Below are 26,594 nucleotides of genomic sequence, written 5' to 3'. Positions count from 1 at the left end.
GTTGAAGAAGGCCAATCATTATAGGAATTAATCTACTAAAAAAGGCTACTTAACGTAACCCTTTTTAGTACAATCATTTTCTATTTAACTTTGACTTTAAGGGCCTTAATTACTTCTTCTGTTGCCTCAGCAATAAGCTCGTCGTTATAATCAGCCTCTTTTTTATCACGACTTGAAAGTACAGCAAGAACAATAGGGTCTCCTTTTGATGGCCAAATGATCGCAATGTCATTTCGCGTACCATATGATCCTGCTCCAGTCTTATCAGCCACTACCCAACCTTTCGGCACTCCAGCACGAATTAACGCATCTCCAGTAGTATTTCTTTTCATCCAATCTATTAAAAGTTCACGTTTCTCAGTTGGAAGTGTATCTCCCAATGTAAAAGCCTGAAGACTAGTAGCAAGTGCTATTGGTGTACTCGTATCATGCGTTTCACCAGGATTAACTACATTTAAATCTGGCTCAATTCGCTCAGGGTTGGTAACATTATCTCCAATTCCCTCTAGTTCTTTTTTAAATCCAGCCGGTCCCCCCAATTGTTCAAGGATAAGGTTTCCAGCAGTATTGTCACTGTATCGAAGCGAAGCATCAGAAAGCTCCTTAAGAGTCATCCCCGTATCAACATGCTTTTCTGTAATCGGATTATAATTAACAAGATCCTCACTTGTATAGGTAATTCTTTGATTAAGGTCTTCTATTGATTTCTGTTGTAAAAGTGCTCCTACAGCCAGAGCCTTATGAGTAGATGTATAAGCAAATCGTTCGTTCTCATGAAATTTCACGGTTTCTTTCGTTCCTGTATCAATGGCATAGACCCCAAGCTTTGCATCATATTCCTTCTCAAGTTGTTCAAATTTCTTGATTGTGGTTTCTTTTGCCGTAATATTCTCCGACGTTTGGTTAGTTCCCCCGGTTTGTTCTGTTTCCGATTGTTGTACAACCTGTTTTTTCTCATCTGAGCAGCCTGCAACCATAAGCACCAAGCCTATTGGTGCCAGTATTTGATAAAACCATCTTTTGTTCATAATGTAAACCTCCTAATTATTTGATTAGACTCTTATGTACGAATTGAAAAAACAACCTCATGCAAGGAGTTTTAACAGATTACGTTTGTAGTCTGATTACATCTGTAGTATAGTATTACATATGTAATCAAACAAAGTCAATTCTTTATTTTTTTACCATCAAGCCACTATAAATTTGCTAAATTCCTATTTTTTAAAATTTAAAAGTCAAGAGAGGTGGTATTGAAGGACATGTTTTTAACCTACTTTATAATAGGTCTATTGGTGTCTTCATTTTCCGTTACTGTTATCCTCCTTATACGAAAATGGTTTGGAAGACAATTAACAGCAAAATGGCACTATCATTTGTGGATGTTTCTTTTTATCGCTTTAGCACTTCCATTCATACCTACTGATTTATATAATTTTAGTTCTCTCTTTAGCAGCGGGGATATAAATCAGATTAATGTACCCAGCTCTAATATGAAAAAAACTGGGACTGATATGATGCAGGGCCTACACCTCATACAAGACTTTTCTGTATCGGTCAATCGGCCGGACCTGTCCTTACTTAATAGGGGAGTGATGGGTTTATGGATGTCAGGGATGCTTTTATTTACCTTTACTATGGTTCGTGGATGGCTCACAATCAGAAGGATAAAGAATTATTCTTCTCCGTTTTCCAATCAAGAAGTTCTCGTGCTTTTCGAAGAATGCAAGAAAAGACTACAGATAAAAAAACCAATAGAGATTGTTATTTCGAATAGAGTCCAATCTCCAATGATATTCGGGCTTTTTCAAACATATATCGTCTTACCTTCTCAGCATGAAAACTGGCTTAGCTTGAAAAATTACGAGTATATCTTTCTTCATGAACTGAATCACTATAAAAACAAGGATTTGCTGACAAATTACATGATATTGTTCTATCAAATCATATATTGGTTTAATCCCCTTGTTTGGCTTGCTTTTAGAGAAATGAGATTGGATCGGGAAATCGCGTGTGATACATCTGTTTTACAGTTACTAGATGATCATTCTATTAATGAATATGGAAATACTATCATTAATTTTTTGGATCTTTCAAAACGGTCAAGTAATCTACAGTTAGTGACACAATTAAACGGTTCGAAGCTTCAAATCAAAAAACGAATTGAACAAATTTCTGCCTATAAGCATTCCGCAAAAAAATCATTAAGAAAAAGCGTCTTCATTTATGTGTTGGCCAGTATCATTTTGACAATCCAATTACCTTTCGTTTCCGCATTTGCGACGGAAAACGACCGATACTATTTTAAAAATGACGGAGTAGTTTATGAGGATTTACATCAATTCTTTAAAGGGTATGAAGGAAGCTTTGTTTTATATGATCATAACGCACAGCAATATCGCATTTATAATGAAGAGAAAAGCACTTTGCGGGTATCACCTGATTCCACTTACAAAATCTATAGTGCCTTATTTGCTCTAGAATCAAATGTGATATCAACCGAAGAATCCAAACTTTCATGGGATGGGACGGAGCAACCCTATGAAGCTTGGAATATGGATCAGGATGTCTCATCTGCTTTACAAAAATCTGTAAACTGGTATTTCCAAGAATTAGATCGTCGAACAGGATTTGAAACAATTCAATCCAATCTACAAGAGATAAACTATGGAAATTCCGATGTATCTGGGGAATTTAGTGAATTCTGGAACGAGTCCTCATTAAAAATTTCTCCAGTCGAGCAAGTCCAACTGCTGCAAGCCTTTTATAACAATCAATTTGGATATAAGGAAAGGCATATCCAAGCTGTGAAGGAAGCACTACTCTTAGAAAAGCATGAAGAAGCTCGCCTATCAGGAAAAACAGGTACAGGAGCAGTGAATGGAAAAAACATCAATGGTTGGTTTATCGGGTATGTAGAGACGAAGAACAATACTTATTTCTTTGCTACCAATATACAAAATGAAGATGATTCATCTGGAAGCAAAGCGGGAGAAATCACTTTATCAATTTTAAAAGATTTAGGAATCTATAATGAAAATGAAGGGGAGAAATATGGAGAAAAACATTCCTAGTATATCAGAATCAGAATGGGAAATCATGAACGTACTTTGGGATAAAGCCCCTCAAACAGCGAATGACATCATACTTTCCTTACAGGAAAGTACCGATTGGAAACCGAAAACCATACGTACCCTTCTCGATCGATTGGTTCAAAAAGATGTGGTAGGTGTCAATAAAGATCTAAGAGTTTACACCTTTTACCCGCTCTATACACAGGAAGAGTGCCAGCGTGCCGAGACCGAATCATTTATCAAACGTATCTATGGAGGGACCATGAAATCCATGCTTGTCCAATTCATTCACGAAGATACCCTATCTGATGATGATATCAATGAACTGCGCACTATTTTAAATAAAAAACCCAAAAAGTAATCCTATTAAAAAAGTCGATTTGGAATTTTTCCAAATCGCTTTTTTCTGTCGAAATCAAAATAGCGGGGGACATATTTCTCAAGTAATTATCACTTTCTTACTAGATTAAAAAGGAATAGCTTTATTCTCTGTAAATACTACGCCTGTTAGTCATATAATAATAAAACAAGTGTAGAGTTACACACGAAATGAGCCATTACTGTGAAGGATATATTTATTCAATTAAACTGCCCCTATAGTTCCATAATAAAAAGGCTGCTGCCTCCTTTAGCAACCCCCTATTTGTTTTATGTAAAATAAAAACAGTTCAATTGAAAATATTAAACCCTCTCTAGTGGTGTATGAGGTAACGGTGGTAATTGAATTCTAACCTGGTCTCCAGGGTGAACCTCACCACTTTCCAAAACTATGCTCATGATTCCTGCTTTACGTATCAAGTTCCCATGCTGATCCCGATCCAAAACAGCGTTCATAAGTCCTGATTTAAATTGATCAATCTGGGCACATGGATTTCGTAGACCTGTTACTTTAATAACTGCTGTTTCCCCAATAAATAGTAACGAATCCTTCGGTAATTCAAGCAGATCAATACCTTTTGTGGTAATATTTTCACCCATTTGTCCAGCTGTAACATTAAACCTGTCTTTCAATTCATCTAATAATTCTGAGTGGATAAGGTGAACTTGCCGCAGGTTAGGTTGATTTGGGTTCTTCGCTACACGTGAACGATGCTTAACGGTTTTACCTGAATGGGCATCTCCTTCAACGCCCAAACCCTTCAACAGATTTATACTATTACAATTTTCCTTGCTGAATGTGTGTTTATCACTTTTACTTACAGCTATTACTACTCCGCTAGCCGAGACGATACTTTCGTCATTCATTTTCTTTCAACTCCCCCCAATACTTATATTTGATATCTTTATTCAACTATCCTGCCAAGAAAGATCAAAAAAGAAAAAGGCTGCCTTAGCAACCTCCCTTTGTAAGCTCAATTAGAATCTTATTTAAGCTTCTACTTTTTGCATCAATTATCTGTTGAATAATTTCTATGCTTTTAAGACCCTATGGACGAAGTGTTCTTCCTGTTCCTTGTTCGTGAACTTTTTTCTGGCTTTATTTGAAAACCATCATTAACAAGAGTGCTTGTATCATTTTCTTCGGCACCAATCTTATAATCCATCCTCATACGCACCCTTTATATACTAAGAAATAGTATTGGAGCGACCTTGATCTGTATGTATGCTTTTGTTCCATAACCTGTTATAAATCGAGGTTTTCTGAACATATACAAAATTATTGAAAATTAACAGTTTCTTGGTTTATCTTACTACCGTCATAACACCTATTTTGATAAGAGCAGCTTTTGCAAACCAGTAAAGAATTCGTTTTCAAATACTTTTTGGGTTCTTGTAAAAGATTCTTGATTATGTTGAGGTATTCCAATCCATTCGAAACATCATTCATGGTTGGAATATAAGTTTCTATTTTACCTTCCATAAGCGAGAATATCTCTATTCTTTCCGGTAATTGACCAAATGCCTTTTCACAAAATACCGAAATCATATTAGTAAATAATAAGTTCATTTCTTCGTGTGTATCAACTACATATTTTTTTATGATGTATGAGCTTCTTGACCATTCTGCTACTTCAAAAGTCAAGGAGAGTTCGGTCCCCAACTCCTCAATATTGATGTTAAACTTTTCATATAAAAATAAAGGGGGATATTGAATTTTCGTGGAAGTTAAAAATTGGAGTAAATGGTCAGTTATATTAGCAAGAGCCATATAATAATGACTCCTTGACTCGAACTGACGTACATCAATGGCACTCCAATGATCATCTATGAACTCCATAACTTTCTTAGTTGTCTGACATATTGGAGGCAGTTTGTAATAGCGACTTACAACTTGATTAACCACAGCTTGAACCATCTTCCTCCAATCCAATTGAGTTGTGATTTTTCCTTCTATATGTTGAAAGTAAAATTGATAAGGACATCTTATAAAATCTTGTAAATGGTAATCAGTTAAAGTAGCAATGGAAATCCGATGTTCCTTACCCATCATTCCCCTCACCTCTCTTTCCTCATAAAATAGCTAATTCTATATTGAAGAGACAAGACTTTTCTTTATAAAATCCCTCCCGAAATTTTGGCAGTTTTTGATATCCTCATCATCTGGATTTAATTCTACTTTTAACCCTTCTAGGACGATATCAGCACCCTGTTCCCTTAATTTTTCAGTCAAAATATCTACGGCCGCACCATATTGTGAGTAAGATGAATCGCAGGAACCAAACACCGCAGCTTTCTTTCCAGTTAGATCAATATGATCCATTTCCTCATAAAAGTCTAAAAAATCATCCGGTAATTCTCCGTCTCCCCACGTATATGCGCCTAATAAGATACCATCATACTCTCCAAGTATGGAGGCTTCAGGACCTTCCATTATATCTATCTTTTCGATATTCACATCACTGATTTCTGTGATTCCTTCTATAATGATATCCGCCATTTCTTCTGTATTTCCACTCATACTGGCAAAAATCATAACGATTTTAGACATGATAAGTTCCCCTTCCAACACTGATGATTATTAGTAAAAATTCAAACTACTTAGCAGCATTACCTTTAATTAAACTTTGGTGGTATCGATGTTTTTTGTTTTTTCCTATTTTAATTAACAAACTTACACGGGAATCATGTCCGCTCACACCACAAAAAGGGCATGAAATATAAAAGTCAATTGCATCTTTATTTAATATGTTCAAAAACTTGTCGTGTTTTCCTAAAAAGCATGTAAATCTCCAGTGTTAATTTTATTCTTTATTTTCTGTACGTTACTCAGTTCATCTGCAAATGAAAAAAACGACTGCCTATCATGTGCATCGAGTGCTTCGTTTATTTTAAAGCTTAAATGGTTAATTTTTAGATTCAAATCCAAAATGGAGCAAATGCTTCCCTTGGAATACAGTTCCTCAATATCTTCCACATGCATAAAAAACTGAAACTCGTTGTTGATATCTATTAAAAAGTGCCATCCTAAACAATCAACATACTTCCGCTCGTTTGTAATTGTCCAAACATCACCTTGAAGGAATTCAATCATATGTTGGTGCTTTTGCCCAGGACAGCAGCAGCTTACTTGATGCTGAAATTGTTCTAATATTATAAAATTTTTATCCACAGATGTTCCTCCTCCACTTATCTTCAGTATTTATTGAATTTTATTTGTTATCGCTAACATAGTCAGTTGACTGTAAGGTTGACCTATTTTCATTCTTCTTCCTGAATTTTTATTGACAGGAATCAGGAACTTTTAAGAGTATTAAATGAAAATGATTATCAATATCAAATATTACTTTATATAATAATGATAATGATTATCAATGTCAATCAGTTTTTAGCCATATAAGTTATATAATCGATCCGTCAGTAAAAGCATCTTTCTGAAATATTCTATTAAGCTCGTAAATAATGTTCTCTAATAATCAGTTTATATTTTGGCTTAAAATCAATTTCTATTGTTTGTTGGGAATCGTCATACAGAACCGTTAAAAGTACACTTGAAAGTTCTCTTTTGTCTGCTGTAATCTCAAACTTGTTAACTCGTTTTAAATTCAAGATTGATAAAACTTTATTTGAATTCATTTGGGTTACTTGTATTTTTACTTCACCGTAAGATGGAGAAAGTGTAACAATAAAGTCTTCCTCCCCATTGGAAAATTGATATGTTGCTTTATTATAGTAAAATGGTAAATATTTCTAGGTTCACACTTAAACAACGAAAGAAAGTCGTTTGCTTCCGGGAATACATTCATTCACCATCAACACCTTTCAACACCCTATTTTATTATTTCCTGTTGAGCAAACCTGCCCCGTTAGTGCCATAAGAAAAGAGCTGCCTTAAAGACAGCTCAGATCTACAGCTAACACACCTGTTAGTTCATTAAGAAAAGCGATTCTGGAATATTCAAAAAAGAGGCTATCCTTTTTGGACAGCCCCCTTTCCGCTAATTATAAAATTTCTAGTAGAGCTCGATATCATTATATTGGTCACTTCAGAATGTTACCATCTATACTTCAGTGAAGGTATCTCCAAAATGAATTGGCTTTCAATCTTTGAAAACTATGAGAATACTGCAATTTTACGTGCGATAGATTCTGTTAAACGAGATGCTACTTTTGGAACAGCCCATTTAATAATTGGTGTTAACACCGCACCAGATAATCCGCCTGCATGGATTTCCACCGTACAAGTCATTATTGTTTTTCCATTAACATCTTCTGCAGTAAAGTGACCGCTTCCTGTAAAATTATCTGATAAACCTTTTAGTTCAAACTTAATATTTGAAGGTTCATTCCATTCGGTAATATCTACCTGCGCTTGTATTGTTTTTTTAATACCTTTCACACGACCTTCAAATGTCCAAATAGATTGCTTGTCATTTATGATTTCATGCTCTTTATAGGCTGGTACTGTCGTTGCCCATTTTTCGAGATCACTGACATAATCCCAAACTGCTTGTACATCTACTGGAACTACTACAGTATGCGTTCCCGTTGCCATTATGTTCCCCACCTTCACTATGTATGAATTGTAACTTTACATTTCTACAAATAATTATTACATAAAAAGCATAAACTTACATCACTAATTATACAAATATTTCCTTCTTCCAATCCTCCACAATCCGGCCCTTTAATGGAATAACAGGACTGACGTTTTTAAACGACTTTAATGTCACTTAACAGTATTCCTTATGGAACTATCCTGCCCCTTTAGTTGCATAAGAAAAAAGAGCTGCCAAAGCAACTCCCTTATTGAAGTAAAGCACCCGTTAGTTTAAGTCCAATATTTCACAAACTTCACTTACTACGTTAAGTATTAGTTTTGGAACTCTTCAATTCTATCCAACCACTCATTTAATAGATTGCTAAAAAGTTGTGGTTGTTCAATTTGTAAATTGTGGCCTGCTATATCCAACACAGCAAATGTTCCTCGCGGATACTTGTTTACTAAGTCAAGAGCATCTTTATATCCAACCGAAGAATCTTGTCTACCTAACAGGAATACACTGGGTTTAATAAAATCAGACTGGTCAATCTTAAAAGAAAACCCATATTTATTCTTAACCTTATTTAGAAACTTTTCATCTCCAATTTTACAACCACTTAGAATTTCTTTGTTGTACCTTACCCAAGTGTACTCATCAAGTACAATGTTGTTATTTCTAAAATCTTCTAATTCATCCTTTGATAAATTTCCAATAAATTTTTCATCCGTTTTCATTATTTTATGTTTCTCAACTGTTCTATTTTCTGGAAGAGGAATAATAAGAGGGCATATAAATGCTGCACCGAGTATTTGTTCTTGATGCTTTTCAATAATGCCCCTAGCTATATAGCCACCGTAAGATTCCCCAGCAATTACGTACTCTTGGTTAGGAATTACAGCTTGAATAAAATCTAAAACAGCATTCAACATTTCATCAGAACTGCATATTTCGTTATATTCTTTTGTTAATCCCATTCCAGGTAGGTCAATATAAATACGTCGCCACCCCTCCCTATTAGTAAATATAGGTTCCATACAACCACTCATTAATCGATGGTCCGGAGAATAACCGTGTATCATTAAAATTGGTATACCTTCCCCTAAATCTTCATAATATATTTCAGCTTGGCGAACTTTGCAATATGCCATTTTAATCCTTCTTTCTATAAAATCATTTTAACTATCAGTACCTATTCTCTTTTTGTTTCTTCATTCCTTCTTCAACTAAACTGCCCCGATAGTTCCATAAGAAAAAGAGCTGCCAAAGCAACTCCTTTATTTGAGTAGGTTGATGTGGGATACACCAATCGAATCCTTCTTTTTTTTGATGCGAGTAACATTTTTTAAAATTGTTACGAATTTATATGTTACTCCATTTAAGTTTCCTACAAGGTAAGCGAACTACTTATATTAATACGAGTCTTTTCCGTCTATGCTTGAATTAAAGCGTGACAATAATCGGACCATTTTTAGTAAGGATAATCGTATGTTCCATTTGGGCTACATAGCTTTTTTCTGTAGCATAGGTCCAACCGTCTTCTTTTTGGAATACATCTTCTTCAAAGGTTGAGATAAATGGTTCGAATGCGATAACCATCCCTTCCTTTAATATTTCATTATCCCATGGATCATAATAATTACAAATATGGTCAGGTGCTTCGTGTATTCTACGTCCCACACCATGTCCTGTAAGGTTTTTGATAACAGTGAATCCATGCTGTCTCGCTGTTTCGAATACTGCTTTTCCGATTCTACTTTTTTTAGAACCGGGTTTTGCTTTCTTAAGACCTGCTTCAAATGCCTTTTTAGCAACGTCACATATTTTCGTTAATACTTCTTCTCCTTCTCCTACTACAAAAGAGATTCCTGTATCTGCGAAATAACCGTTCTTTGAAGCAGATACATCTATATTTACTAGATCCCCTTCATGAATAATCCGATGACCCGGAATACCATGTGCCACTTCTTCATTAAGACTAATGCAAGTATAGCCAGGAAAATCATATTCACCTTTTGGAGCTGAAACTGCACCTGCTTTTTCTAAAAGTTCTCCGGCGATATCATCAAGTTCTTTGGTCGTTATGCCAGGAATTGTTCTTTGTACCAATTCATCTCTAATGGAGGCAATAATTTTGCCAATTTCCTTCAAACCATTAAAATCTTCTTCTGTTTTTGCAATCATTTTATTCCTACCTCATTATCTTTTATCATATAAACTATATAAGTATTAATTGTACCTTTATTTTCTCGAAAAATAAAAGTAATGTAAATAATATGGTACAATACCCCTCAGCTGAATTTTTCTTAGATTAAGAAATAGACTACAAAAAGGATCTAGTACATATGACTATACTATTAATTGGATTTAACTTCCACTTTTCTTATAGAGCTAACCTGCCCCTTTAGCTCCATAAGAAAAAAGAGCTGCCAAAGCAACTCCCTTAAAGAACTAACGCACCCTTTAATTCAACAAGAGTGTAGTATATTAGTATGTACTCATTATATGTAATCAATAACGAAATGAGGGGATATTAATTCCATTCTTTGTAAATCCCATTCAAAAGTAAGGATGGCTGATTGTTTTGATTTATGTGTTAAAAGGCGTACTCCATTTTTTATGATCATGCTTTCTGCATCCCAAAAACGGACAGTTTCGTCTTCTCCAGTACGATTACAGACAAATACGGGCAGTCCTGTTTCTAATGACCTTTGTTCCCATTCTCCCTCTGGACCGTGTAATCCGGGACCCCAGGAAGACGGTGCAATTAATATTTCTGCTCCTTTTTCAAATAAGTTGTAAGCAATATCTTTGGGATAGGCGTCTGCACAAATCATAATACCAACCTCAACATTGTCTGTTTTTATTGGCTCTATTACATCCCCTGATGCTGACCAATCATCAATAACACTTATTTTTCTCTGTTTGCCTAATAAATGACCTTGTTTATCTATGACAAACACAGAATTATACAACTCTCCGTTACTGCCTTTTTCAGGGCACCCCAAAAATACAGTGCTTTTCAAATTCTTTAGTTTACGGCTCAAATTACTCATCCAGACATCAGGTTGCCGGTTAATCCATCCAGTCCCAATCTTATGATTGAATTGAAGTCCGCTGACACATAGTTCGGGTGTTATAATCCATTCGGCATTATTATTTGATGCTATATGAATGGCTTGTTCAATTAGTTTTTGGTTATACTCCACATCACCAGCGATTGGCAATAGGTGTAATAAAGCTATTTTTATTTTTCCCATAGTGATCTCCCAAACATCAACTTTGCTTGTAATAATTGTAGCATGACATTGAATTGCTTGTTCAACTATCCTGCCCCTTTAGTTCCTTAAGAAAAAAGATTGCCGCAGCAATCTCCCTTTTTGAAGTAAAAGCACCGTGTTAGTTTAACAAACTTAAAATACTTCATTTATTAATTGTTCTGTTGTAAGTATAGTTGCGAACTCGTCATTTAAGGTAGCTAAAGAAATATTATGTATAGTCTCGGCATCATAATAGTTATCATTTTGGTCTTTTATGCCAAATGCTGCTGTCGCATCTGAAATAAGGTATGTATTAAAACCTAAATTCTCACTCATTCTTGTGGTAGTAGACACACAGTGGGGCGTAGTCAAACCTGTTATTACTACTGTTGTGATATCATTTAATTTTAAAAACTCTTCTAATTTTGTACCGATAAAACTACTATTTACTTTCTTTGTTATAATTACTTCTTCTCCAAGAGGCTCAACCAATTCTTTTATAGCGAATCCTTCATTCTTTGGATGGAATACAGAACTAGGGTTATCGGACATGTGTTGAATATGTATTACTTGCCAGCACTTTTCCCTCCATAATGTTAGAATCTTTCTAATATTTTCTTCTGCACTTAGATTGTTTCGTTCTCCCCATTTTTTATCCTCAAAAGCTTTTTGTACATCAACTATAATTAAAGCATTTTTTCCTTTATCCATGATAATTCCCCCCTATTTTTTTTTCTTTAACAATTATTACATTTTATATTCAGACTCTAAATGTAAAAACTTTATTGTTATTGAGCTAACCTGCCCCTTTAGTTCCATAAGAAAAAGCTGCCTTAAAGACAGCTCCGATCTTAAGCTAATGCACCCGTTAGTAAGTCCAACAAGAAAAAAAGAGTTACCGAAGTAACTCACTTCAATTTTAATTTAACGCATCTTACGACCAATAGAAATTCTTTCGTTATTTTTTTAATTTTGGATTAATAAAATTATTCTATTTGCTCTTTGATTGAAATGATAATATAACTGTCTTTCACAACATTAAGGCAAAGGGAGTTTTGAATGACAATTTAAAGCTGAAGGCTTTACCTAATATGGTTTTCACAAGTGGACTTTTACCAATAACCTCCAATAAGTATATTCACCTATAATTATACAAAAAAAATAATTTTTTCAACTAAATTGGATAAAATTGTTGATAAATGAAATATTTGTAATATAATGAAAAATGTAAATCCAAAAATAGGAAGAAGGTATTAATATTGGTAATGAAAAAAGGGAAAATTTTAGGGATATTAGGAACAGCTGCTTTAGCTTTTACTGTTTTTACATCACCCGCATCAGCTGCAACTTATGAACAACTTTCAGATTATCAGAAAGCTGAAATTAATCAACTGGAACAAAGTATGGATATAATGGCCAGTACTTCTAGTAGTAAATCTAAAAGATTCACAGTTAAGCGCGGTGGAGCCTTGGCATGGTCTAAAAATATTGTAGAATGGAATTATACTGGATCAAAAGTTAGTTCCAGTTCTGCGTGGCAATCTAGTGGTTGGGTCTTCCCGAATAAAGTTTCATTAAAAGGTATAAAACGTACAGAAAAAATGTCTTCTTATCATAAGTACCGTGGGACAACAACTTTATCACATGGAATACCTACTCCGTGGGGAGATATTGACTTTTATAGCCGAACATATGTCGATATCATGAAAGTTAATAAAAACGGTACTGGTAGTAGATCTTAAAAGTATTTTAAAACCAGTATTAGAATTTTTTAAATCTAATACTGGTTTAATATTTTCTAGAAAAAGGTGAAAGTAAATGATTAGTATATCTAATTTGGTAAAATCTTATAAAAAAAAAATCATTTTAGGAGATTTAAATTTTAAAATACCCGAAAATAAAATTTCATTCCTTATGGGTGAAAATGGTGTTGGAAAAACAACATTAATAAAATGTTTACTAAATTTAGAGAATTACCAAGGTGAAATTTTATTCGATGGAAATCAATTTAGTAGTGCAAAAAATGATATTTACGTTGTATATGATGACACACCATTTTATTTACACTTATCCGGATATAAAAATATTACATTACTATTAAATAAAAAAGTTACACTTGATCGAGTTAAAGAAGTAGCTTCACATTACTTAAATGATGATATCTTAAAATCAAAAGTTAAGGGATACTCATACGGTCAACGAAAAAAACTTAGTTTAATAATTGCAACACTTTCAGAACCAAAATATTTATTTTTGGATGAAGTATCAAATGGGTTAGATTTTGAAACTATGGAATTTTTAAAAGAAAAATTGCAAGAGTGGTCAAAAAACATGACTATCCTAACAGTAGGACATCAATTTGATTTTTATTCTACAATTATTGATGAGTTATTTCTCTTAAAAGATAGTTCAATAACTCACATTACAGATTATAGTAAAGAAAGTGGTGAGTTAAGTGAAATATATAAAAGAATTGTCAAATAACACTTTAAAGGAATTAAAATTTCAGCACTACTCAAAAATATTAATAATTTTATTTATATCCATTTCGTTATTCTCTATATGGAACTTGTACTCTCAAAAATTAACTGCAGAATACAATTATGAGTTATATTTACATAGTGTAGATAAGTATGCAAATACTGATGAATCCTTAAAAGAGGCTTTAAATTCTCCAATAGATGTTCAAAGTTTGGAAGGAGAAGATAGTACTAATGGGGAAATTGTAAGTAATATCGTAAGATACGACTATGAAAATGTTGCCTCATCAGTGAATAATTTAAAAATGGAGCGAATTGGGAGTATAACATTAGAATGGTTAACTTTTGTATTTTTCCCCTTTTTCTTCGCAATATTTGGTATATATATAGGTACATATGATTTGAAATATAAGACAATTAAAATTAAAGCTGTACAACAAAATTTCTTTTTGCTTTTATTTAGTAAACAACTTTCAATGTATCTTTCAGCTATAATAATATTAAGTTCTAGTCTATTGGTTTCGTATGTAACAGGAAGTATTTTCCTAAAGATGCTTTCCGATAGAATTCCTATTAATGAATTCCAATTAAATATTCAAACTCCTGATGATAATATGTTTCTACAATTTTTATTGAGCCTAAGCGTTGCTATAATTTATTCTACTTTGGGATTTTATCTAGGACTTCTTTTTAAAGGTATTATTGCTCCAACTATTTTATTAATATCATATAATTTTATTTTACCGGTATTCGGTGAATATGACCTAAGAAATTTAATTGCTGTGTTAGCACATAAAATTTTTAGTTTCACAGGGAATTTTAAATTATTTGAACCGAAAGATGTTTCAACTACTTTAGTTTTCTCTTTATTATTTTTTATTGGAACTATTTTCACAATCTTCATATATAAGATATCAGAGAAACGAAGTAAATATGTTATCTAGTATAATGTTTATGCCCTATTTGATTTCGGTTCCAATATGAGTTGTTTTAATATCAAGGTACTTAAATATTGTGTTTTACGTCAAAAATTAAACAACTCTCCGTCCTAAAAACAGAACGGGGCTATACTAATTTAAGACCTTAGAATTAAATATATTACAACATCAATAATTTGATTCAAGCCTATCTAAACCTAAAGATAGAAATGAGAAAGGATTAGTTCCTTTTACATACAGCTACAGTTATCCAGAAAGGGTGTTGAAACCTTTTACTGAATATCATGATTAATAAGAGGAGGTAGACCGAACAATAAAAAAAGAGTATTTCAAGCTGCGGCCTTTTCTCGGTATTCAATTGGGGAAAGGCCGGTAAATTTTTCTTGGAAGCGATCGGTATTGTAGAAGTCTATATACTCCTGAATAGCTATATAAGGCGTAGCGTCAGGAAAATGCGGATTTACAACGCTAAGGAAAATTCTCCCCATAGCCAATTTCCAATCTTGAACTGCACCTCCAATTGTTAGTTGTGTCTAACAATTGGGGTGCAGTCGTAAGTAAAATTTATATATATTTTGTTTTTTTCTATCCTTTACATATCCTAAAAACCTAATTGTTCTTGGAAAAATGCGTGTTAGAGGGAACGGAAATTTATTAATTATAATAAAATCATTTGAAAGTTCGTTAAAGAGTTCCCAATCAGGAATAACGGCATAGATATAACAGTCTTGCTTATAAATGCCATTGATTATACCAACAAACTCCTGTTCATCTATTTCTTCGTCAAGCAATATTTCCCTTACCTTCGGAACACTTTTCAACCAAATCACCCCTTTGTCTAGATTATACAATTTGATTTGGGTGTTTTCTTTCTTCAACTAAACTGTCCCGATAGTTGCATAAGAAAAGAGCTGCCTTAAAGACAGCTCAGATCTACAGCTAACGCACCCGTTAGTTCATTAAGAAAAGCGATTCTGGAATATTGATAAAAAGAGGCTATCCTTTTTGGACAGCCCCCTTTCCGCTAATTATAAAATTTCTAGTAGAGCTCGATATCATTATATTGGTCACTTCAGAATGTTACCATCTATACTTCAGTGAAGGTATCTCCAAAATGAATTGGCTTTCAATCTTTGAAAACTATGAGAATACTGCAATTTTACGTGCGATAGATTCTGTTAAACGAGATGCTACTTTTGGAACAGCCCATTTAATAATTGGTGTTAACACCGCACCAGATAATCCGCCTGCATGGATTTCCACCGTACAAGTCATTATTGTTTTTCCATTAACATCTTCTGCAGTAAAGTGACCGCTTCCTGTAAAATTATCTGATAAACCTTTTAGTTCAAACTTAATATTTGAAGGTTCATTCCATTCGGTAATATCTACCTGCGCTTGTATTGTTTTTTTAATACCTTTCACACGACCTTCAAATGTCCAAATAGATTGCTTGTCATTTATGATTTCATGCTCTTTATAGGCTGGTACTGTCGTTGCCCATTTTTCGAGATCACTGACATAATCCCAAACTGCTTGTACATCTACTGGAACTACTACAGTATGCGTTCCCGTTGCCATTATGATCCCCACCTTCACTATGTATGAATTGTAACTTTACATTTCTACAAAATAATTATTACATAAAAAGCATAAACTTACATCACTAATTATACATAGATTTCCTTTTTTCAATCCCCCAATTATTTGCAGAATCAAAATTTCCCAATCCTCCACAATCCGGCCCTTTAATGGAATAACAGGACTGACGTTTTTAAACGACTTTAATGTCACTTAACAGTATTCCTTATGGAATTATCCATTTTAACAAAAGTTTATGTGACAAGTCGTTCAGAATAGTCCCGGATGAGGAAAAAGAGGTTTAGTTTTTTTCACTGTATTGGAAACCCCTTCAATGATTGTCTTTAAAAATTCTTGTTTCCACTTCCAATTTTAAATTTTATTAATAAGCTCTCTATATTGTAAATCTCCATAGCCTACTGTTGGGAACAGAGCAAATAACCTATTAATTAATTCTGATGTTGGTAAATCTTTATTTTTGGAAATATACTTTACTACTGCATTATCTTCTTTTAGCATATCTAAATATATGTCTATTGCCTGATACATGACTGGAAGTAGTTCATTTGATGGTTTATTATGATTGACCAATACTTCCTTGTATACAGAATAATAATGACCTAATTTAAGTTCAGTTTGATTAATTTTAAATTCATCCTCTCTGAAGCAATTTAAGAACACTTTGCCTTCATATCCGGACTGTTCAAGATAGGAAAGTATGGTAAGTAGGTTCATTTGACAAAACATGTCTTCACCAAACCATAAAACGATACATTTATACTCTTTATTAAAAAGATTGTCTAATGGAACAATGACCTTTTTGAAATAATTCTCTACTGACTCATGATGTCCAGAAGCTCGTGTGTTTATAAATTCTTCATTAAAAACTTGTTTAGTAGTCGCGTTTACACACATCGCTTCATTAAATGGAGCGTAATCAGAATCTCCCATTAGTCTGTTATCTTTAAACTCCTCATACATAACTTGACCATTCAAAATGTTGAGTACGTCTTTATAAAACAATTCACTCTTCTCATTTTGTAACTGTTCAACCTCAATTTTTCTAGAAACATTCATTCTACACCATTCCCCGTTCTTATTAATATTGAGTTTAATAATTGACTGGACAGGCAACCTGTTAAGTTGATATTCTCTAGGATTGATACCAAAAACAGTTTAAAGGCTCTGCTATATGCTTCTTGCGAAGAATAATCGTAATCAAAGGCGACGTCAATTATCTTCCTGTTATTTGCTAAATCTTCCGTGGATGAATACAATCTTCTAAGAAGAACATAGCGCCTAATACTTATACCAGTTACTTGGTGAAATTTAAACGAACAATAATAAGGGGAATATTCCATATAAATAGATAGTTCATCTAATGAAAATTGATTTTTTAAATTGGCTTCAATCCAATCAATCATAAGCTGTATCTGTTCATTCATTTATCTCACTCCTTAATAAAATTATTAGAGGTATCAATTTCTCTTATTTGATATTTCTTGTGATACATAAAATTAAACCTACAAAAAATCTCGAAATACTGTTTAAAATTATCTAACTTTATATTGAAGCTACAATATAAGCCGACACTATTAAAATATAGTGTCGGCTTTTCATTCACATAATCTACCTTAGAGATTGGAAAACGATCACATGATTGGCTTAAGGTTATTAATTATCAATATACCGATGCATTAATAACCGGAGAAAGCCAGCCGGCATAAAGGAGTTTGTCACTCCTGCAGCCAGGAAACAATTCTATAGCTAGTATCCGGATTTAATTGTTGTGAAATTCATTTATAGATCCGAAGATTAGGTGCAAGGGAAGGCTCAGAAATTATACAACGGAGGGGCTATTGCGTATTCCGTCCATATTGTTGGATTGAAAATGAAATTTATCAGAAATATTATAGTAGATGATTTTATAAAAAAGTAACCGTTCGTAAAAGTGTACTTTTAGGAACGGTAAATCTGTTCTTTTGATTTCTGATTTGAAGCAGCGGGAACTTTTCGTGTCTTATAATTTATCATATCTGAAGAGTAAACCATGATACTTACCATTCCTCCTTGGGTTGTAGCTCGGATTAGAATAGGTTGATTGTACATGTTTTTAAAACTAAAATCAGGACCATACCAGCTTACTGTAGCATCGCGGCCAGATGGAACATACGGAACGCTCCTAGTATGGGAATAGCGTTGAATAGTTTGCAACCCTGCATTGTCGATAGCATTAAACAGGGTGGATGACACCTGACATATCCCCCCACCAATCCCTTCGGAAAACTCTCCTTTAACGATAACTCGAGCGAGCATATATCCTTTATTTACTGATCTTCTGCCAACGGCTTGATTAAAAGAAAACACCTCTCCAGGAAACACGACATAATTATTAATGGCTTCTGTAGCAAGCGAGATATTATTTGTACGATTTTTGTTGTTCACATTAAAATAAGTTCTATATTCACCTATCTTTTTTTCACGAATCTCCGCAAGTAATTCGTTGTCAACTTTTGGATGAATAGCAAGTAAAGGTACTTCTAGTTTGTATGCTTTACTACTGTACAAAAAGGAATAAAATTGCTCTTTAAATGCTTGATGGTATAGCTTGTAACCTACCCGCCCAGGAAGAATATTACCTTGCTTGTCTATTGTGGCATTTACAGGTTTTTGGTACACTTGTCGATCTATTTTCTCGACAAATTGATTGTATTTATCCACGTCCATGATAGGAACATCTAGTAAGGGCAAAGTAATATCAGCATGGTTGACACTGGCAATCGTTTGTCCTTGGTGGGTTACCGATATGCTTTCAGAAATATTCACTGGTTGAACGAATAGTAAAAGTCCGGCAATCCATGATAATCGCATAAAATGCACCCCCACAATGGATTGGAATTTATTTTTCCGAATCTTACAAATCTCATTTTAAGGCTTCATAGATCGCATCTTGATCAATGAACCAACGATCAGTCAAACTCTCCCTTCGGATCATAAAATGGATGATTTTGCTTTCACTCCCTTTTCTCTCTTTATAAATCTTCACTTGAACCGGTACATCCACGAATATTAACCCGTTTGCGTCTTCAAGTGGTTGTCTTGAAAAATCTTTAACCCCAAAGTATGTAATATTTTCAGCAAGTTTAATGAAACGTTTGGAATGATCCGGATTTGATAAGGTCATTGATAATAATTTTCGATCTCCTTGATTTATGGAAATGGTAAAAATATGGATAAGTTCATAGGGACTTACCGTGCCTAAATAATCATCAAGCTTACCGGCCGCTTTCAATATCATCAATTTATGAGCGGAATCTTCGTTTTTTAAACGATGTGTTAAACTTCCATAGAAATGAATACAGAAGTGACCTGAAAAACCATTTTGAAGGGAGCCTGCGCCATGAGGCATTCCATTCATAGAGGCAGCGATCATTTGATTATTAATTAATACAATAATTGCTCTTCTTTTCCAACTCCATTGATTATGATAAATTTCCTTCATAATCTGAGTATCATCCTTGGTTAGTGGCTGAGCATCTGCATGATGACTACCTGCTCTTCGTTGAACCTTAAATGATAATCCGGTTTCAATGTCTATGATGGTGAAATTTGTTCTATTAGGAATAGTGTCGTTTACTATCTCCCAAGGTAATACCTCAATTTTAAAGTTTATAGGTACTTCTTCATCTTCCCAATCAATTGCATAGACCGAATGATTCACCATTAAGACGAATATAAAAATAAAAATAGCGATAAATTCTTTATAACATTTTTTTCTGTTCATATAGCGTTTCTCCTGCGTTTTTCTTATTATTTCAGGACATGATCATTTGAATACCTTTGAATATTTGGAAATTTTTCAAATAAAACTTTGAAATGTTAATTTATGTTGTAAAGGTTTGGGGGAATCAGCTATAAAAGCTTAAAATGGCTAAAACCCCTGATCTTTCTGATAAGGGAGCCAAAAGTTAAATGGTCATATTTCATTACTCGTAATCATAAGGAACAAGGAGAACATTTATTAGGGGGTGGTCTTTATGAGAACAAGTTATAGAAGATGGACAGAATTTCCTTACCCAGGGGAAAGTAACCCACCTAAAGGTTCTCCAGAGGCAGGAAATTGGCCAATGTTTTTTATTTCAAGGGGAAGAGATAATGATTTCCTGGACCCCTTTCATCAACGAATCATTTGGCGAATTAAAAATCCTCTAGATATAGATTGGGAAACAGAGTTATTCATTGTAGAAGAGACATTAAAGTCATTGACTTCCCAGCAAATACGCATCGCACAATATTGGGGAACAGGTGAATTAACCGCGAAAATTACCACTCTAATTTTCAATTTAGCTGAAAAGTATATGCTGGGATCACCGAGTGTTGCAAGGGTTCAGAGTTATTTCCACGCTGCTATGAATGATACCTTTGTTATCACGTGGTTTTTTAAATATCAATGGGATGTTGCACGTCCAAATCAATATGGCAGAAATCTGTCTACTGTGTTGTTTACCCCTCGTTTTCCAGCTTACCCATCTGCACACGCAACTGTGGCGGGATGTGCAGAGACAGTATTAAGTTATATCTTCCCTCAAGAGTCTTCCGAAATAAAAAAACTAATGGAAGAAAGTGCTCAATCTCGTTTGTACGCTGGCGTACATTTTAACGTGGATAACAATGAAGGCTTAAGGTTAGGCAGACAAATTGGAGAGGTAGTTGTAAGCTTTTTAAGGGCACAAAATCTAAATACGCTTCAATAATATTTTTGGTTCAGGTTGCGCTAACCTGAACCTTTAGTTAAATAAAGAAAGAGCTGCATTAAATTGGTCGAATGACTGTTAACGGTGAAGTCACTCATTTTTGTATGATAAGCAAATCGCAGCAAAAAAAGCCGTTTCCTGTACGTTAGGAAATGACTTTTTTCTCTTATTGTATGGATTCTTTAGAAATTGGTTATTTTACTTCCCCGAGACCAGATAACCACTGGAATCAATAATAAAGATAATAACCCTCCAATAAATGATAATGTTGTGTAGCTTGAACCGGCCACAATCATTCCTGATAAGGCGCCACCAGAAGCTCCTGATAATGCAATTAAAACATCCACTGTACCTTGAGTTTTAGCCCGATTTGAAGTGTCAGTTGAATCCACAATAAGAGCAGTCCCACTTATTAAACCAAAATTCCATCCTAATCCAAGTAAAGAAAGAGCAATTACTAGGAGAATCATAGAATCACCTGGTGCAATCGCTGATATTAAACCTGCCAGAAGCAGCGTAGCTCCAGAGGCAATAGCCATGGCAGTACGGCCAAACTTATCAACAAGGACACCTGTAACCAGTGAAGGAAGATACATTGCAGCTATATGAAATCCAATAACGAGACCTATTTCACCCAAGTCATGTCCATGATGTCTCATATGAACTGGTGTCATTGTCATAATAGCTACCATTACAATTTGAGTAAGAACCATAATTGTCGCACCAACAATAATACCTCTTTTGTTTTCTATTTGTTCAGTATCAGTCGAATATTCTATTCGATTACTTTCCTGGTTGGACGCTTCTATTGTTCTAGCTATTACTAATGGGTCTGGGCGAAGCAAAACGAAAAGTACAAGACCTGCTAAGATAAATGCTGCTGCTGATAAAATGAAAGGACCAGCAAGTGATGGAACGCCAATAGAAAGTGCAAAATCCCCCATTACATTCACTAAATTCGGACCTGCAACTGCACCAAATGTTGTAAACACCATAGTAATACTAATAGCAGTAGCTCGTTGTTTATTGTTTGCTAAGTCCGTACCAGCGTAACGAGCTTGTAAATTCGTCGCTGTTCCTGCACCATAAATAAGCAGGGAAGCAAATAAAAGGAAAACGCTATTTATTATAGCTGCGGTTATGACTCCTATTGCTCCAAGTCCACCTATCATAAAACCAGCTGTTAAACCTGTACGACGACCGTAACGTTGAGAAAGTCTACCTACGATTAAAGCAGCCCCTGCAGACCCTAAAGTAAATAAACCCGAAGGAAGTCCAGCAAATGCGTCTGTGCCAAGCATTTGTTGTGCAAGAAGTGCCCCCACCGTAACTCCAGCCGCTAACCCGGCACCACCAAAAATTTGTGAAATACTTATAATAATTAATGTACGTTTGTATAACATTTTTTGTTTTTCTTGGGAATCTACATAACTCTGGTTCATTTGATATTTTTTACTGGACATTTGTTAAGACCTCATTTATCATTCTGAAATTTCTCATGTACACCTTCCTCTAGACGAAAAGCATTAACACCTTTGGATCCTCAACTAACACACCTGGTAGTTGAACAAATGATTTCTAAAAGAAATATTCACCTTTACTTTTTAAGTTTAAAAACCATAAAATCAGCACATCTGAAATCTTCTTCAAATGAAGGATATTTTTCCAACATCTCTTTTGATGGCTTAGGTTCTATTATGCTTTCTAAAATAAAACCTGTTTTGATTAAAGTGTTTATATAACTTGTTAATGTTCTATGAAAGAATAGCATTTTTTCTTTATCTCCTATACCTTGTTCATACACACCTTCATAAAAATATTTATCTACGTTCCAATGCAACTTTTTACCGTCTTTTGTTTTCTCCCAACCACTTTCTGGAGTAACAAAACAAGGATGTAAAATCGAAAATATAAAACAGCCTCCATCTACTAATAGACGATACATTTCTTGAAATGCTTTTTCGTAATTTGCAAGATCTTGAATAACCATATTGGATACTATTAAATCGAAGCTTTTATCTTCTAAACAATTCAAGTCCTCACAATTACCCTGCCTATAATCAATCAACAAATCATTTGGAGTTCTTCCCTTAGCAATTTCTATCATCCGTGATGAATAATCCACAGCAGTTACAGTCGCTTCAGACCTCGCTAAAATTCGACTTAAATACCCCTCACCACACCCGGCATCTAAAACCTTTTTATTACTTAATGTTTCCATAAGTGATAATAAAGTTGGATTTAAAAAAACTTCTTTATGAAGGTCTCCTTGCTCGGTATGATTTGCAGAATATGTATCCGCGAAACTATCCCACCTTTTAATCGCTTCTTCTGTACCAATATTTTGATTCATTTTAACTCCTCCCTGTTCTTTTGCTTTAAATTCATTCCCGTCACTTCGATAAGCTTCTTCTAACCTGCCCCGATAGTTGCATTAATAAAAAGCTGCCTTAATGACAGCTCCGATCTTCAGCTAATGCACCCTTTCAGTTCCATAAGAAAAGGTGATATCTTTATCTGCAATCTTCACAGTTAATATAATGCAGATTGAAATTTTCATTGCATTATTAGTGGTGGGTAACCCGCCTCGCCCAAAAAATATGCGAATATTGTAAAGCCTAAAATAAGAAATGCAATAATGATGACTGCCATAGATAAAATTAAGTTTTTTTGCCATATAACAGAGTATATACCAACAATTAAACTTGAAAAACCTATAAATAGACAAACGAAGGCGGCTACCATGTTATTTATTTTTGGTAATAAAGTTCCAAAGAATAAAATAAAGAAAACTACTTGTAGACCAATTCCAAGTTGAGGTAAATTTCAAACCATTAAATTACCACCCTAACATTGAGTATCGAAAACAATCACCTAAAAATTATACCATAATACACCAATTCCTTATTGAACTAACCTGCCCACAGGTCCATAGGAAAAGCTGCCTTAATGACAGCTCCGATTTTCAGCTAACGCACCCGTTGTTTAATATCTGTTTAAATTTGAAAGGATTGAACCAAACATTCTTCATTATCGACAATTTTCTTTACTTCTTCAAAATCTATATTTAGCTCACTAAAAATCTTTCTCCAAAATATAACAGCAGGAATATTCTTAGCTAATTGAACAACAAAGTAACTACCTTTTTTTTGTTTAAACAATTCCTTTAATAATGAAATTGCAGCACCTTTTCTTCTATATTTTTTTAAAATGAAAATATCATTAATGCTGTAATCATAGTCCTTATTTAAAAACGGCCTTTCTAACAGTAATAAAAACCCAACAATTTTCATATCTTTTTTCAAAAAATATGGTGTTAATCCTTCCTTCTTCCAAATTAATTCAAATGAATCAAATTCAAATGAACCATCTATTGATATGTCTAAACCCTCGGTAAACTCCGAAAGGTCATGTAAATAAAGGGAATATAAATTCTGAAGAATATGCTTTTCATCTTCGGAAATGGGGTTGATTGAAACAGTCATTGTTCTACCTCTTTTATAATTAATTAATCTCTTACTTAATAATTTCGATATAAACTTTCATTTGTCCTTCATGAACTAACCTGCCCTGTTAGTTGCATAAAGAAAAAGCTGCCTTAAAGACAGCTCCGTGGTAAAAGGGTTAATAATTTTTATTTGCATACATACTTGCCATTGTCGAAGGTGAAAATTTAATTCTATATTTCCCTTCAAGTTCTTTCTTAATTTTTTCTGTTAAATTTAATCCTTGTTTATTGTGTTCCTCTTCAAGTTCAATCCCATTAGGAAGCAATTTATCTTCATCCCAATCAATCCATTCACCATACATATTTACCCATTCAATCAATTCATTTGTTAACGTATTTGAAATCGGAACGTCCTCTATATCCAAATTACAACCACATTGATTGCACCATATAGGGTCCGCCCCAACATCACCTTCAACTTTTAACTCATTTGTTTCTTTTTGTTCACAAAAACATTCCATATTATTTTCTGACTCCTCTACTACACACCTTTTTATTATATTTTACATTACTATTTGTTAAAGTAACCTGCCCTGTTAGTTTAATAAGAAAAGCGATTCTTCTTAAAGAATCGCTGAGTTTGTAGACAAAAGGGTTCTATCTAAAAGTAAAACAAAGTTGATTGGAGCGAGTGCTTGGAGAGGAAATCAACGTTCAAAGTGTACAAGCCCCTAAAAAACTGTATAAAAAAAAACATCCGAACTTACGAATTGGATGAAAGAGTAAATGGGATTAAGATTGCATTTGTAGAAATATAATCACTATTCATAAAATGTGCATCGGTTTCGATGCCTCTTTTTTGCTATAGTATTTCGTGCTAAAAACACACAAGAAAACAGTACGAAAGTATATGTTTTTCTCGCACAACTCCCCATTGAGGGACTCCGTTATAGGTTCTCACCTCAGGCCTTTTCCCTTATCCCTTTTCGTTCATGTAAAATTTCTTGAATGATTTCAATATGAACAAAAGACCATGATCTTTCATGAAAGTGAAGAAACACACTTATGGAAAGAATGGAAATATATATTAAACTGAAGACGACCCAAAGCAAACTCCCATCTCTAAAAAGGAAATCTTGCAATTGATTTGAAAACAGAAGAAAAAGCCAAGGTCCAGAGGATATTATAATAGGAATGATCCCCGATCCGTTTTTCTCTTTTATCATACAATAATAAACTTTTTTTAACGTATCGCTATCAATGGAATTATAAAAATTTTGAATTTCTTCCACTTCAATTAGTTTCTTCATACCTTTGAAAGATCGGTCTTTGTATGATGCTTTTTTTAATTGAAGATAAATTTTATGAGCATCTCCCCGTAATGAAAACATATATCTGATCTTTTCCCCCTTCCAAAAAACTCCTTACTAAAAGGTTTTGTAATAATCCGTATTTTTATGTAGTCTTCGTCTTTTGTCTTTACAGTATCTAATTGAGGGGATGACATACGAATCATTGTCCATACTATTACCATAAAAAAAACAGCTCGTATATGTAAACCTAAAAGGCCATAATCATCACTACCGATAATTACGGCCTTTTAGGGGTACCCAAGGGAGCGAACTCACTATTATGTGGGTGCCATCACCCTTGGGCCTCATTCTTAAACAGTTTTACTTAGTTTCAGATTCATTTTTGCCCGTATCTTCGGCTAATTGTTCAAATGAATTGACTTTACCATGTGGATTCTGCGATTGTTTACGATCTTTCCATTGGCGTTCTTGTTGTCGCTTAGATTGAGTCATCTAAATAAGCTCCTTTACATAAAGTTCAGTAAAAAGTTTGAAGCACGATAAGCCTCCACCCTTTGAACTCGGTGCAGGCATCACTTATCATGAGTTCGAGTCTGGCAATTATTAATTAATGCTTAATGCATGCCTTTCCACTCACCTTGATTTTTAGATGCTTTTTCTTTTTTTGCTTTATTTTTATGTGCTTGATTAGCATTTGTACTGCCAAATTCCTTAGAGAATTCAGAATCAGTTTTGCTTGAATCAAATCCTTGTTTGTTTTTTTGATCTGCATCATTTTTCTTTGTTCGTTTTGCCATGTAAACCCCTCCTTCTTATCTTTAGTATGAGAT

The 26,594-nt window shown here is 34.1% G+C and carries 28 protein-coding genes and 3 pseudogenes; 7 read left to right on the top strand and 24 right to left on the bottom strand.

The features are described from left to right. Positions 1–80: 80 nt before the first annotated feature. Positions 81–1,028 (bottom strand): class A beta-lactamase, encoded by a 948-nt coding sequence (gene bla, locus ABOA58_RS04360; protein WP_413015663.1) that lies wholly within the window; start codon positions 1,026–1,028, stop codon positions 81–83. A gap of 231 nt (positions 1,029–1,259) precedes the next feature. On the opposite strand from bla, the gene ABOA58_RS04355 reads away from it, so the two are divergent. Further along, a complete protein-coding gene (locus ABOA58_RS04355) occupies positions 1,260–3,071 on the top strand; it encodes a BlaR1 family beta-lactam sensor/signal transducer (protein WP_350301361.1) in 1,812 nt (603 codons plus the stop codon). Beyond that, on the top strand, positions 3,052–3,432 hold the full coding sequence (gene blaI, locus ABOA58_RS04350) for a penicillinase repressor BlaI (RefSeq protein ID WP_350301360.1): 381 nt from the start codon (positions 3,052–3,054) through the stop codon (positions 3,430–3,432). Before ABOA58_RS04355 ends, blaI begins: the two co-directional genes overlap by 20 nt. Positions 3,433–3,752: 320 nt before the next feature. Here the strand turns inward: blaI and ABOA58_RS04345 are convergent, their stop codons facing one another. The 10 genes from ABOA58_RS04345 to ABOA58_RS04300 all read right to left on the bottom strand — a co-directional run bounded on the left by ABOA58_RS04345 (position 3,753) and on the right by ABOA58_RS04300 (position 11,961). Further along, positions 3,753–4,316, bottom strand: a complete 564-nt coding sequence (locus ABOA58_RS04345) for an MOSC domain-containing protein (protein ID WP_350301359.1) — start codon at positions 4,314–4,316, stop codon at positions 3,753–3,755. Between the two features lie 173 nt (positions 4,317–4,489). Beyond that, on the bottom strand, positions 4,490–4,615 hold the full coding sequence (locus ABOA58_RS04340) for a hypothetical protein (protein WP_350301358.1): 126 nt from the start codon (positions 4,613–4,615) through the stop codon (positions 4,490–4,492). A 113-nt stretch (positions 4,616–4,728) separates the two neighbouring features. Then, positions 4,729–5,502 (bottom strand): hypothetical protein, encoded by a 774-nt coding sequence (locus ABOA58_RS04335; protein ID WP_350301357.1) that lies wholly within the window; start codon positions 5,500–5,502, stop codon positions 4,729–4,731. A 36-nt stretch (positions 5,503–5,538) separates the two neighbouring features. Further along, complete coding sequence (locus ABOA58_RS04330) at positions 5,539–6,000, bottom strand: flavodoxin (protein WP_350301356.1); 462 nt, start codon at positions 5,998–6,000, stop codon at positions 5,539–5,541. A 222-nt stretch (positions 6,001–6,222) separates the two neighbouring features. After that, positions 6,223–6,621, bottom strand: a complete 399-nt coding sequence (locus ABOA58_RS04325) for a hypothetical protein (RefSeq protein ID WP_350301355.1) — start codon at positions 6,619–6,621, stop codon at positions 6,223–6,225. Between the two features lie 942 nt (positions 6,622–7,563). After that, positions 7,564–8,004, bottom strand: a complete 441-nt coding sequence (locus tag ABOA58_RS04320) for a CoxG family protein (protein ID WP_350301346.1) — start codon at positions 8,002–8,004, stop codon at positions 7,564–7,566. 318 nt (positions 8,005–8,322) lie between these two features. Then, the gene (locus ABOA58_RS04315; protein ID WP_350301354.1) at positions 8,323–9,141 is read right to left on the bottom strand and encodes an alpha/beta fold hydrolase; all 819 of its coding nucleotides are present in this window, start codon (positions 9,139–9,141) and stop codon (positions 8,323–8,325) included. Between the two features lie 292 nt (positions 9,142–9,433). Then, positions 9,434–10,174, bottom strand: a complete 741-nt coding sequence (gene map / locus ABOA58_RS04310; RefSeq protein WP_350301353.1) for a type I methionyl aminopeptidase — start codon at positions 10,172–10,174, stop codon at positions 9,434–9,436. Between the two features lie 317 nt (positions 10,175–10,491). Beyond that, positions 10,492–11,250: a carbon-nitrogen hydrolase family protein gene (locus ABOA58_RS04305; protein ID WP_350301352.1), complete on the bottom strand. Its 759-nt coding sequence runs from the start codon at positions 11,248–11,250 to the stop codon at positions 10,492–10,494. A 153-nt stretch (positions 11,251–11,403) separates the two neighbouring features. Beyond that, the gene (locus ABOA58_RS04300) at positions 11,404–11,961 is read right to left on the bottom strand and encodes a cysteine hydrolase family protein (RefSeq protein ID WP_350301351.1); all 558 of its coding nucleotides are present in this window, start codon (positions 11,959–11,961) and stop codon (positions 11,404–11,406) included. 548 nt (positions 11,962–12,509) lie between these two features. Between ABOA58_RS04300 and ABOA58_RS04295 the strand changes: the two genes are divergently transcribed. From ABOA58_RS04295 to ABOA58_RS04285, 3 genes are all read left to right on the top strand, one after another. After that, a complete protein-coding gene (locus ABOA58_RS04295; protein WP_350301350.1) occupies positions 12,510–12,992 on the top strand; it encodes a hypothetical protein in 483 nt (160 codons plus the stop codon). A 76-nt stretch (positions 12,993–13,068) separates the two neighbouring features. Then, on the top strand, positions 13,069–13,734 hold the full coding sequence (locus tag ABOA58_RS04290) for an ATP-binding cassette domain-containing protein (protein ID WP_350301349.1): 666 nt from the start codon (positions 13,069–13,071) through the stop codon (positions 13,732–13,734). Continuing rightward, a complete protein-coding gene (locus ABOA58_RS04285) occupies positions 13,706–14,674 on the top strand; it encodes a hypothetical protein (protein WP_350301348.1) in 969 nt (322 codons plus the stop codon). Before ABOA58_RS04290 ends, ABOA58_RS04285 begins: the two co-directional genes overlap by 29 nt. 323 nt (positions 14,675–14,997) lie before the next feature. Here ABOA58_RS04285 and ABOA58_RS04280 read toward each other — a convergent pair. From ABOA58_RS04280 to ABOA58_RS04265, 4 genes and pseudogenes are all read right to left on the bottom strand, one after another. Then, positions 14,998–15,102: pseudogene (locus ABOA58_RS04280) on the bottom strand (IS3 family transposase); the annotation flags it as partial. A 99-nt stretch (positions 15,103–15,201) separates the two neighbouring features. Next, positions 15,202–15,489: a hypothetical protein gene (locus ABOA58_RS04275; RefSeq protein WP_350301347.1), complete on the bottom strand. Its 288-nt coding sequence runs from the start codon at positions 15,487–15,489 to the stop codon at positions 15,202–15,204. A gap of 319 nt (positions 15,490–15,808) precedes the next feature. Further along, entirely contained in the window at positions 15,809–16,249 is a 441-nt protein-coding gene (locus ABOA58_RS04270) for a CoxG family protein (protein WP_350301346.1), read from the bottom strand. A gap of 372 nt (positions 16,250–16,621) precedes the next feature. Further along, positions 16,622–17,694, bottom strand: a pseudogene (locus ABOA58_RS04265) (helix-turn-helix domain-containing protein). 183 nt (positions 17,695–17,877) lie between these two features. On the opposite strand from ABOA58_RS04265, the pseudogene ABOA58_RS27740 reads away from it, so the two are divergent. Beyond that, positions 17,878–17,958, top strand: a pseudogene (locus ABOA58_RS27740) (ATP-dependent DNA ligase); the annotation flags it as partial. Positions 17,959–18,208: 250 nt separating this feature from the next. On the opposite strand, the gene ABOA58_RS04260 reads toward ABOA58_RS27740, so the two are convergent. Together ABOA58_RS04260 and ABOA58_RS04255 are read right to left on the bottom strand one after the other, a co-directional pair. Further along, positions 18,209–19,120, bottom strand: a complete 912-nt coding sequence (locus ABOA58_RS04260) for a VanW family protein (RefSeq protein ID WP_350301345.1) — start codon at positions 19,118–19,120, stop codon at positions 18,209–18,211. 52 nt (positions 19,121–19,172) lie between these two features. Then, positions 19,173–20,033 carry a hypothetical protein gene (locus tag ABOA58_RS04255; RefSeq protein WP_350301344.1) on the bottom strand — a complete coding sequence of 287 codons (861 nt, stop codon included), beginning with the start codon at positions 20,031–20,033 and terminating at the stop codon, positions 19,173–19,175. Between the two features lie 253 nt (positions 20,034–20,286). On the opposite strand from ABOA58_RS04255, the gene ABOA58_RS04250 reads away from it, so the two are divergent. Further along, entirely contained in the window at positions 20,287–21,003 is a 717-nt protein-coding gene (locus tag ABOA58_RS04250; protein ID WP_350301343.1) for a vanadium-dependent haloperoxidase, read from the top strand. A 182-nt stretch (positions 21,004–21,185) separates the two neighbouring features. On the opposite strand, the gene ABOA58_RS04245 is transcribed toward ABOA58_RS04250, so the two are convergent. From ABOA58_RS04245 to ABOA58_RS04215, 7 genes are all read right to left on the bottom strand, one after another. Further along, positions 21,186–22,466 (bottom strand): MFS transporter, encoded by a 1,281-nt coding sequence (locus ABOA58_RS04245; RefSeq protein ID WP_350301342.1) that lies wholly within the window; start codon positions 22,464–22,466, stop codon positions 21,186–21,188. A gap of 134 nt (positions 22,467–22,600) precedes the next feature. Continuing rightward, positions 22,601–23,356 carry a class I SAM-dependent methyltransferase gene (locus ABOA58_RS04240; protein WP_350301341.1) on the bottom strand — a complete coding sequence of 252 codons (756 nt, stop codon included), beginning with the start codon at positions 23,354–23,356 and terminating at the stop codon, positions 22,601–22,603. A gap of 643 nt (positions 23,357–23,999) precedes the next feature. Beyond that, the gene (locus tag ABOA58_RS04235) at positions 24,000–24,488 is read right to left on the bottom strand and encodes a GNAT family N-acetyltransferase (RefSeq protein WP_350301340.1); all 489 of its coding nucleotides are present in this window, start codon (positions 24,486–24,488) and stop codon (positions 24,000–24,002) included. Between the two features lie 139 nt (positions 24,489–24,627). Next, positions 24,628–24,972, bottom strand: a complete 345-nt coding sequence (locus tag ABOA58_RS04230; protein ID WP_350301339.1) for a hypothetical protein — start codon at positions 24,970–24,972, stop codon at positions 24,628–24,630. 441 nt (positions 24,973–25,413) lie between these two features. Further along, positions 25,414–25,842: a hypothetical protein gene (locus ABOA58_RS04225; protein WP_350301338.1), complete on the bottom strand. Its 429-nt coding sequence runs from the start codon at positions 25,840–25,842 to the stop codon at positions 25,414–25,416. A gap of 282 nt (positions 25,843–26,124) precedes the next feature. Further along, positions 26,125–26,256 carry a DUF6254 family protein gene (locus tag ABOA58_RS04220; RefSeq protein WP_350301337.1) on the bottom strand — a complete coding sequence of 44 codons (132 nt, stop codon included), beginning with the start codon at positions 26,254–26,256 and terminating at the stop codon, positions 26,125–26,127. Between the two features lie 122 nt (positions 26,257–26,378). Further along, positions 26,379–26,561, bottom strand: a complete 183-nt coding sequence (locus ABOA58_RS04215; RefSeq protein ID WP_350301336.1) for a hypothetical protein — start codon at positions 26,559–26,561, stop codon at positions 26,379–26,381. Positions 26,562–26,594 lie beyond the last annotated feature (33 nt).

This window comes from Peribacillus frigoritolerans (assembly GCF_040250305.1).
Taxonomy (GTDB): Bacteria; Bacillota; Bacilli; order Bacillales; family DSM-1321; genus Peribacillus.
The sequence above is the reverse complement of the archived record's forward strand: the minus strand, read 5'-3'. Positions and strand labels throughout refer to the sequence as shown.

Excerpts from the sequence above, each read along its gene's own strand:
- bla (WP_413015663.1), bottom strand. The coding sequence starts at position 1,028 with ATGAACAAAAGATGGTTTTATCAAATACTGGCACCAATAGGCTTGGTG.
- ABOA58_RS04355 (WP_350301361.1), top strand. The coding sequence starts at position 1,260 with ATGTTTTTAACCTACTTTATAATAGGTCTATTGGTGTCTTCATTTTCC.
- blaI (WP_350301360.1), top strand. The coding sequence starts at position 3,052 with ATGGAGAAAAACATTCCTAGTATATCAGAATCAGAATGGGAAATCATG.
- ABOA58_RS04345 (WP_350301359.1), bottom strand. The coding sequence starts at position 4,316 with ATGAATGACGAAAGTATCGTCTCGGCTAGCGGAGTAGTAATAGCTGTA.
- ABOA58_RS04340 (WP_350301358.1), bottom strand. The coding sequence starts at position 4,615 with ATGGATTATAAGATTGGTGCCGAAGAAAATGATACAAGCACTCTTGTT.
- ABOA58_RS04335 (WP_350301357.1), bottom strand. The coding sequence starts at position 5,502 with ATGATGGGTAAGGAACATCGGATTTCCATTGCTACTTTAACTGATTAC.
- ABOA58_RS04330 (WP_350301356.1), bottom strand. The coding sequence starts at position 6,000 with ATGTCTAAAATCGTTATGATTTTTGCCAGTATGAGTGGAAATACAGAA.
- ABOA58_RS04320 (WP_350301346.1), bottom strand. The coding sequence starts at position 8,004 with ATGGCAACGGGAACGCATACTGTAGTAGTTCCAGTAGATGTACAAGCA.
- ABOA58_RS04315 (WP_350301354.1), bottom strand. The coding sequence starts at position 9,141 with ATGGCATATTGCAAAGTTCGCCAAGCTGAAATATATTATGAAGATTTA.
- map (WP_350301353.1), bottom strand. The coding sequence starts at position 10,174 with ATGATTGCAAAAACAGAAGAAGATTTTAATGGTTTGAAGGAAATTGGC.
- ABOA58_RS04305 (WP_350301352.1), bottom strand. The coding sequence starts at position 11,250 with ATGGGAAAAATAAAAATAGCTTTATTACACCTATTGCCAATCGCTGGT.
- ABOA58_RS04300 (WP_350301351.1), bottom strand. The coding sequence starts at position 11,961 with ATGGATAAAGGAAAAAATGCTTTAATTATAGTTGATGTACAAAAAGCT.
- ABOA58_RS04290 (WP_350301349.1), top strand. The coding sequence starts at position 13,069 with ATGATTAGTATATCTAATTTGGTAAAATCTTATAAAAAAAAAATCATT.
- ABOA58_RS04270 (WP_350301346.1), bottom strand. The coding sequence starts at position 16,249 with ATGGCAACGGGAACGCATACTGTAGTAGTTCCAGTAGATGTACAAGCA.
- ABOA58_RS04260 (WP_350301345.1), bottom strand. The coding sequence starts at position 19,120 with ATGCGATTATCATGGATTGCCGGACTTTTACTATTCGTTCAACCAGTG.
- ABOA58_RS04255 (WP_350301344.1), bottom strand. The coding sequence starts at position 20,033 with ATGAACAGAAAAAAATGTTATAAAGAATTTATCGCTATTTTTATTTTT.
- ABOA58_RS04250 (WP_350301343.1), top strand. The coding sequence starts at position 20,287 with ATGAGAACAAGTTATAGAAGATGGACAGAATTTCCTTACCCAGGGGAA.
- ABOA58_RS04245 (WP_350301342.1), bottom strand. The coding sequence starts at position 22,466 with ATGTCCAGTAAAAAATATCAAATGAACCAGAGTTATGTAGATTCCCAA.
- ABOA58_RS04240 (WP_350301341.1), bottom strand. The coding sequence starts at position 23,356 with ATGAATCAAAATATTGGTACAGAAGAAGCGATTAAAAGGTGGGATAGT.
- ABOA58_RS04235 (WP_350301340.1), bottom strand. The coding sequence starts at position 24,488 with ATGACTGTTTCAATCAACCCCATTTCCGAAGATGAAAAGCATATTCTT.
- ABOA58_RS04230 (WP_350301339.1), bottom strand. The coding sequence starts at position 24,972 with ATGGAATGTTTTTGTGAACAAAAAGAAACAAATGAGTTAAAAGTTGAA.
- ABOA58_RS04225 (WP_350301338.1), bottom strand. The coding sequence starts at position 25,842 with ATGTTTTCATTACGGGGAGATGCTCATAAAATTTATCTTCAATTAAAA.
- ABOA58_RS04220 (WP_350301337.1), bottom strand. The coding sequence starts at position 26,256 with ATGACTCAATCTAAGCGACAACAAGAACGCCAATGGAAAGATCGTAAA.
- ABOA58_RS04215 (WP_350301336.1), bottom strand. The coding sequence starts at position 26,561 with ATGGCAAAACGAACAAAGAAAAATGATGCAGATCAAAAAAACAAACAA.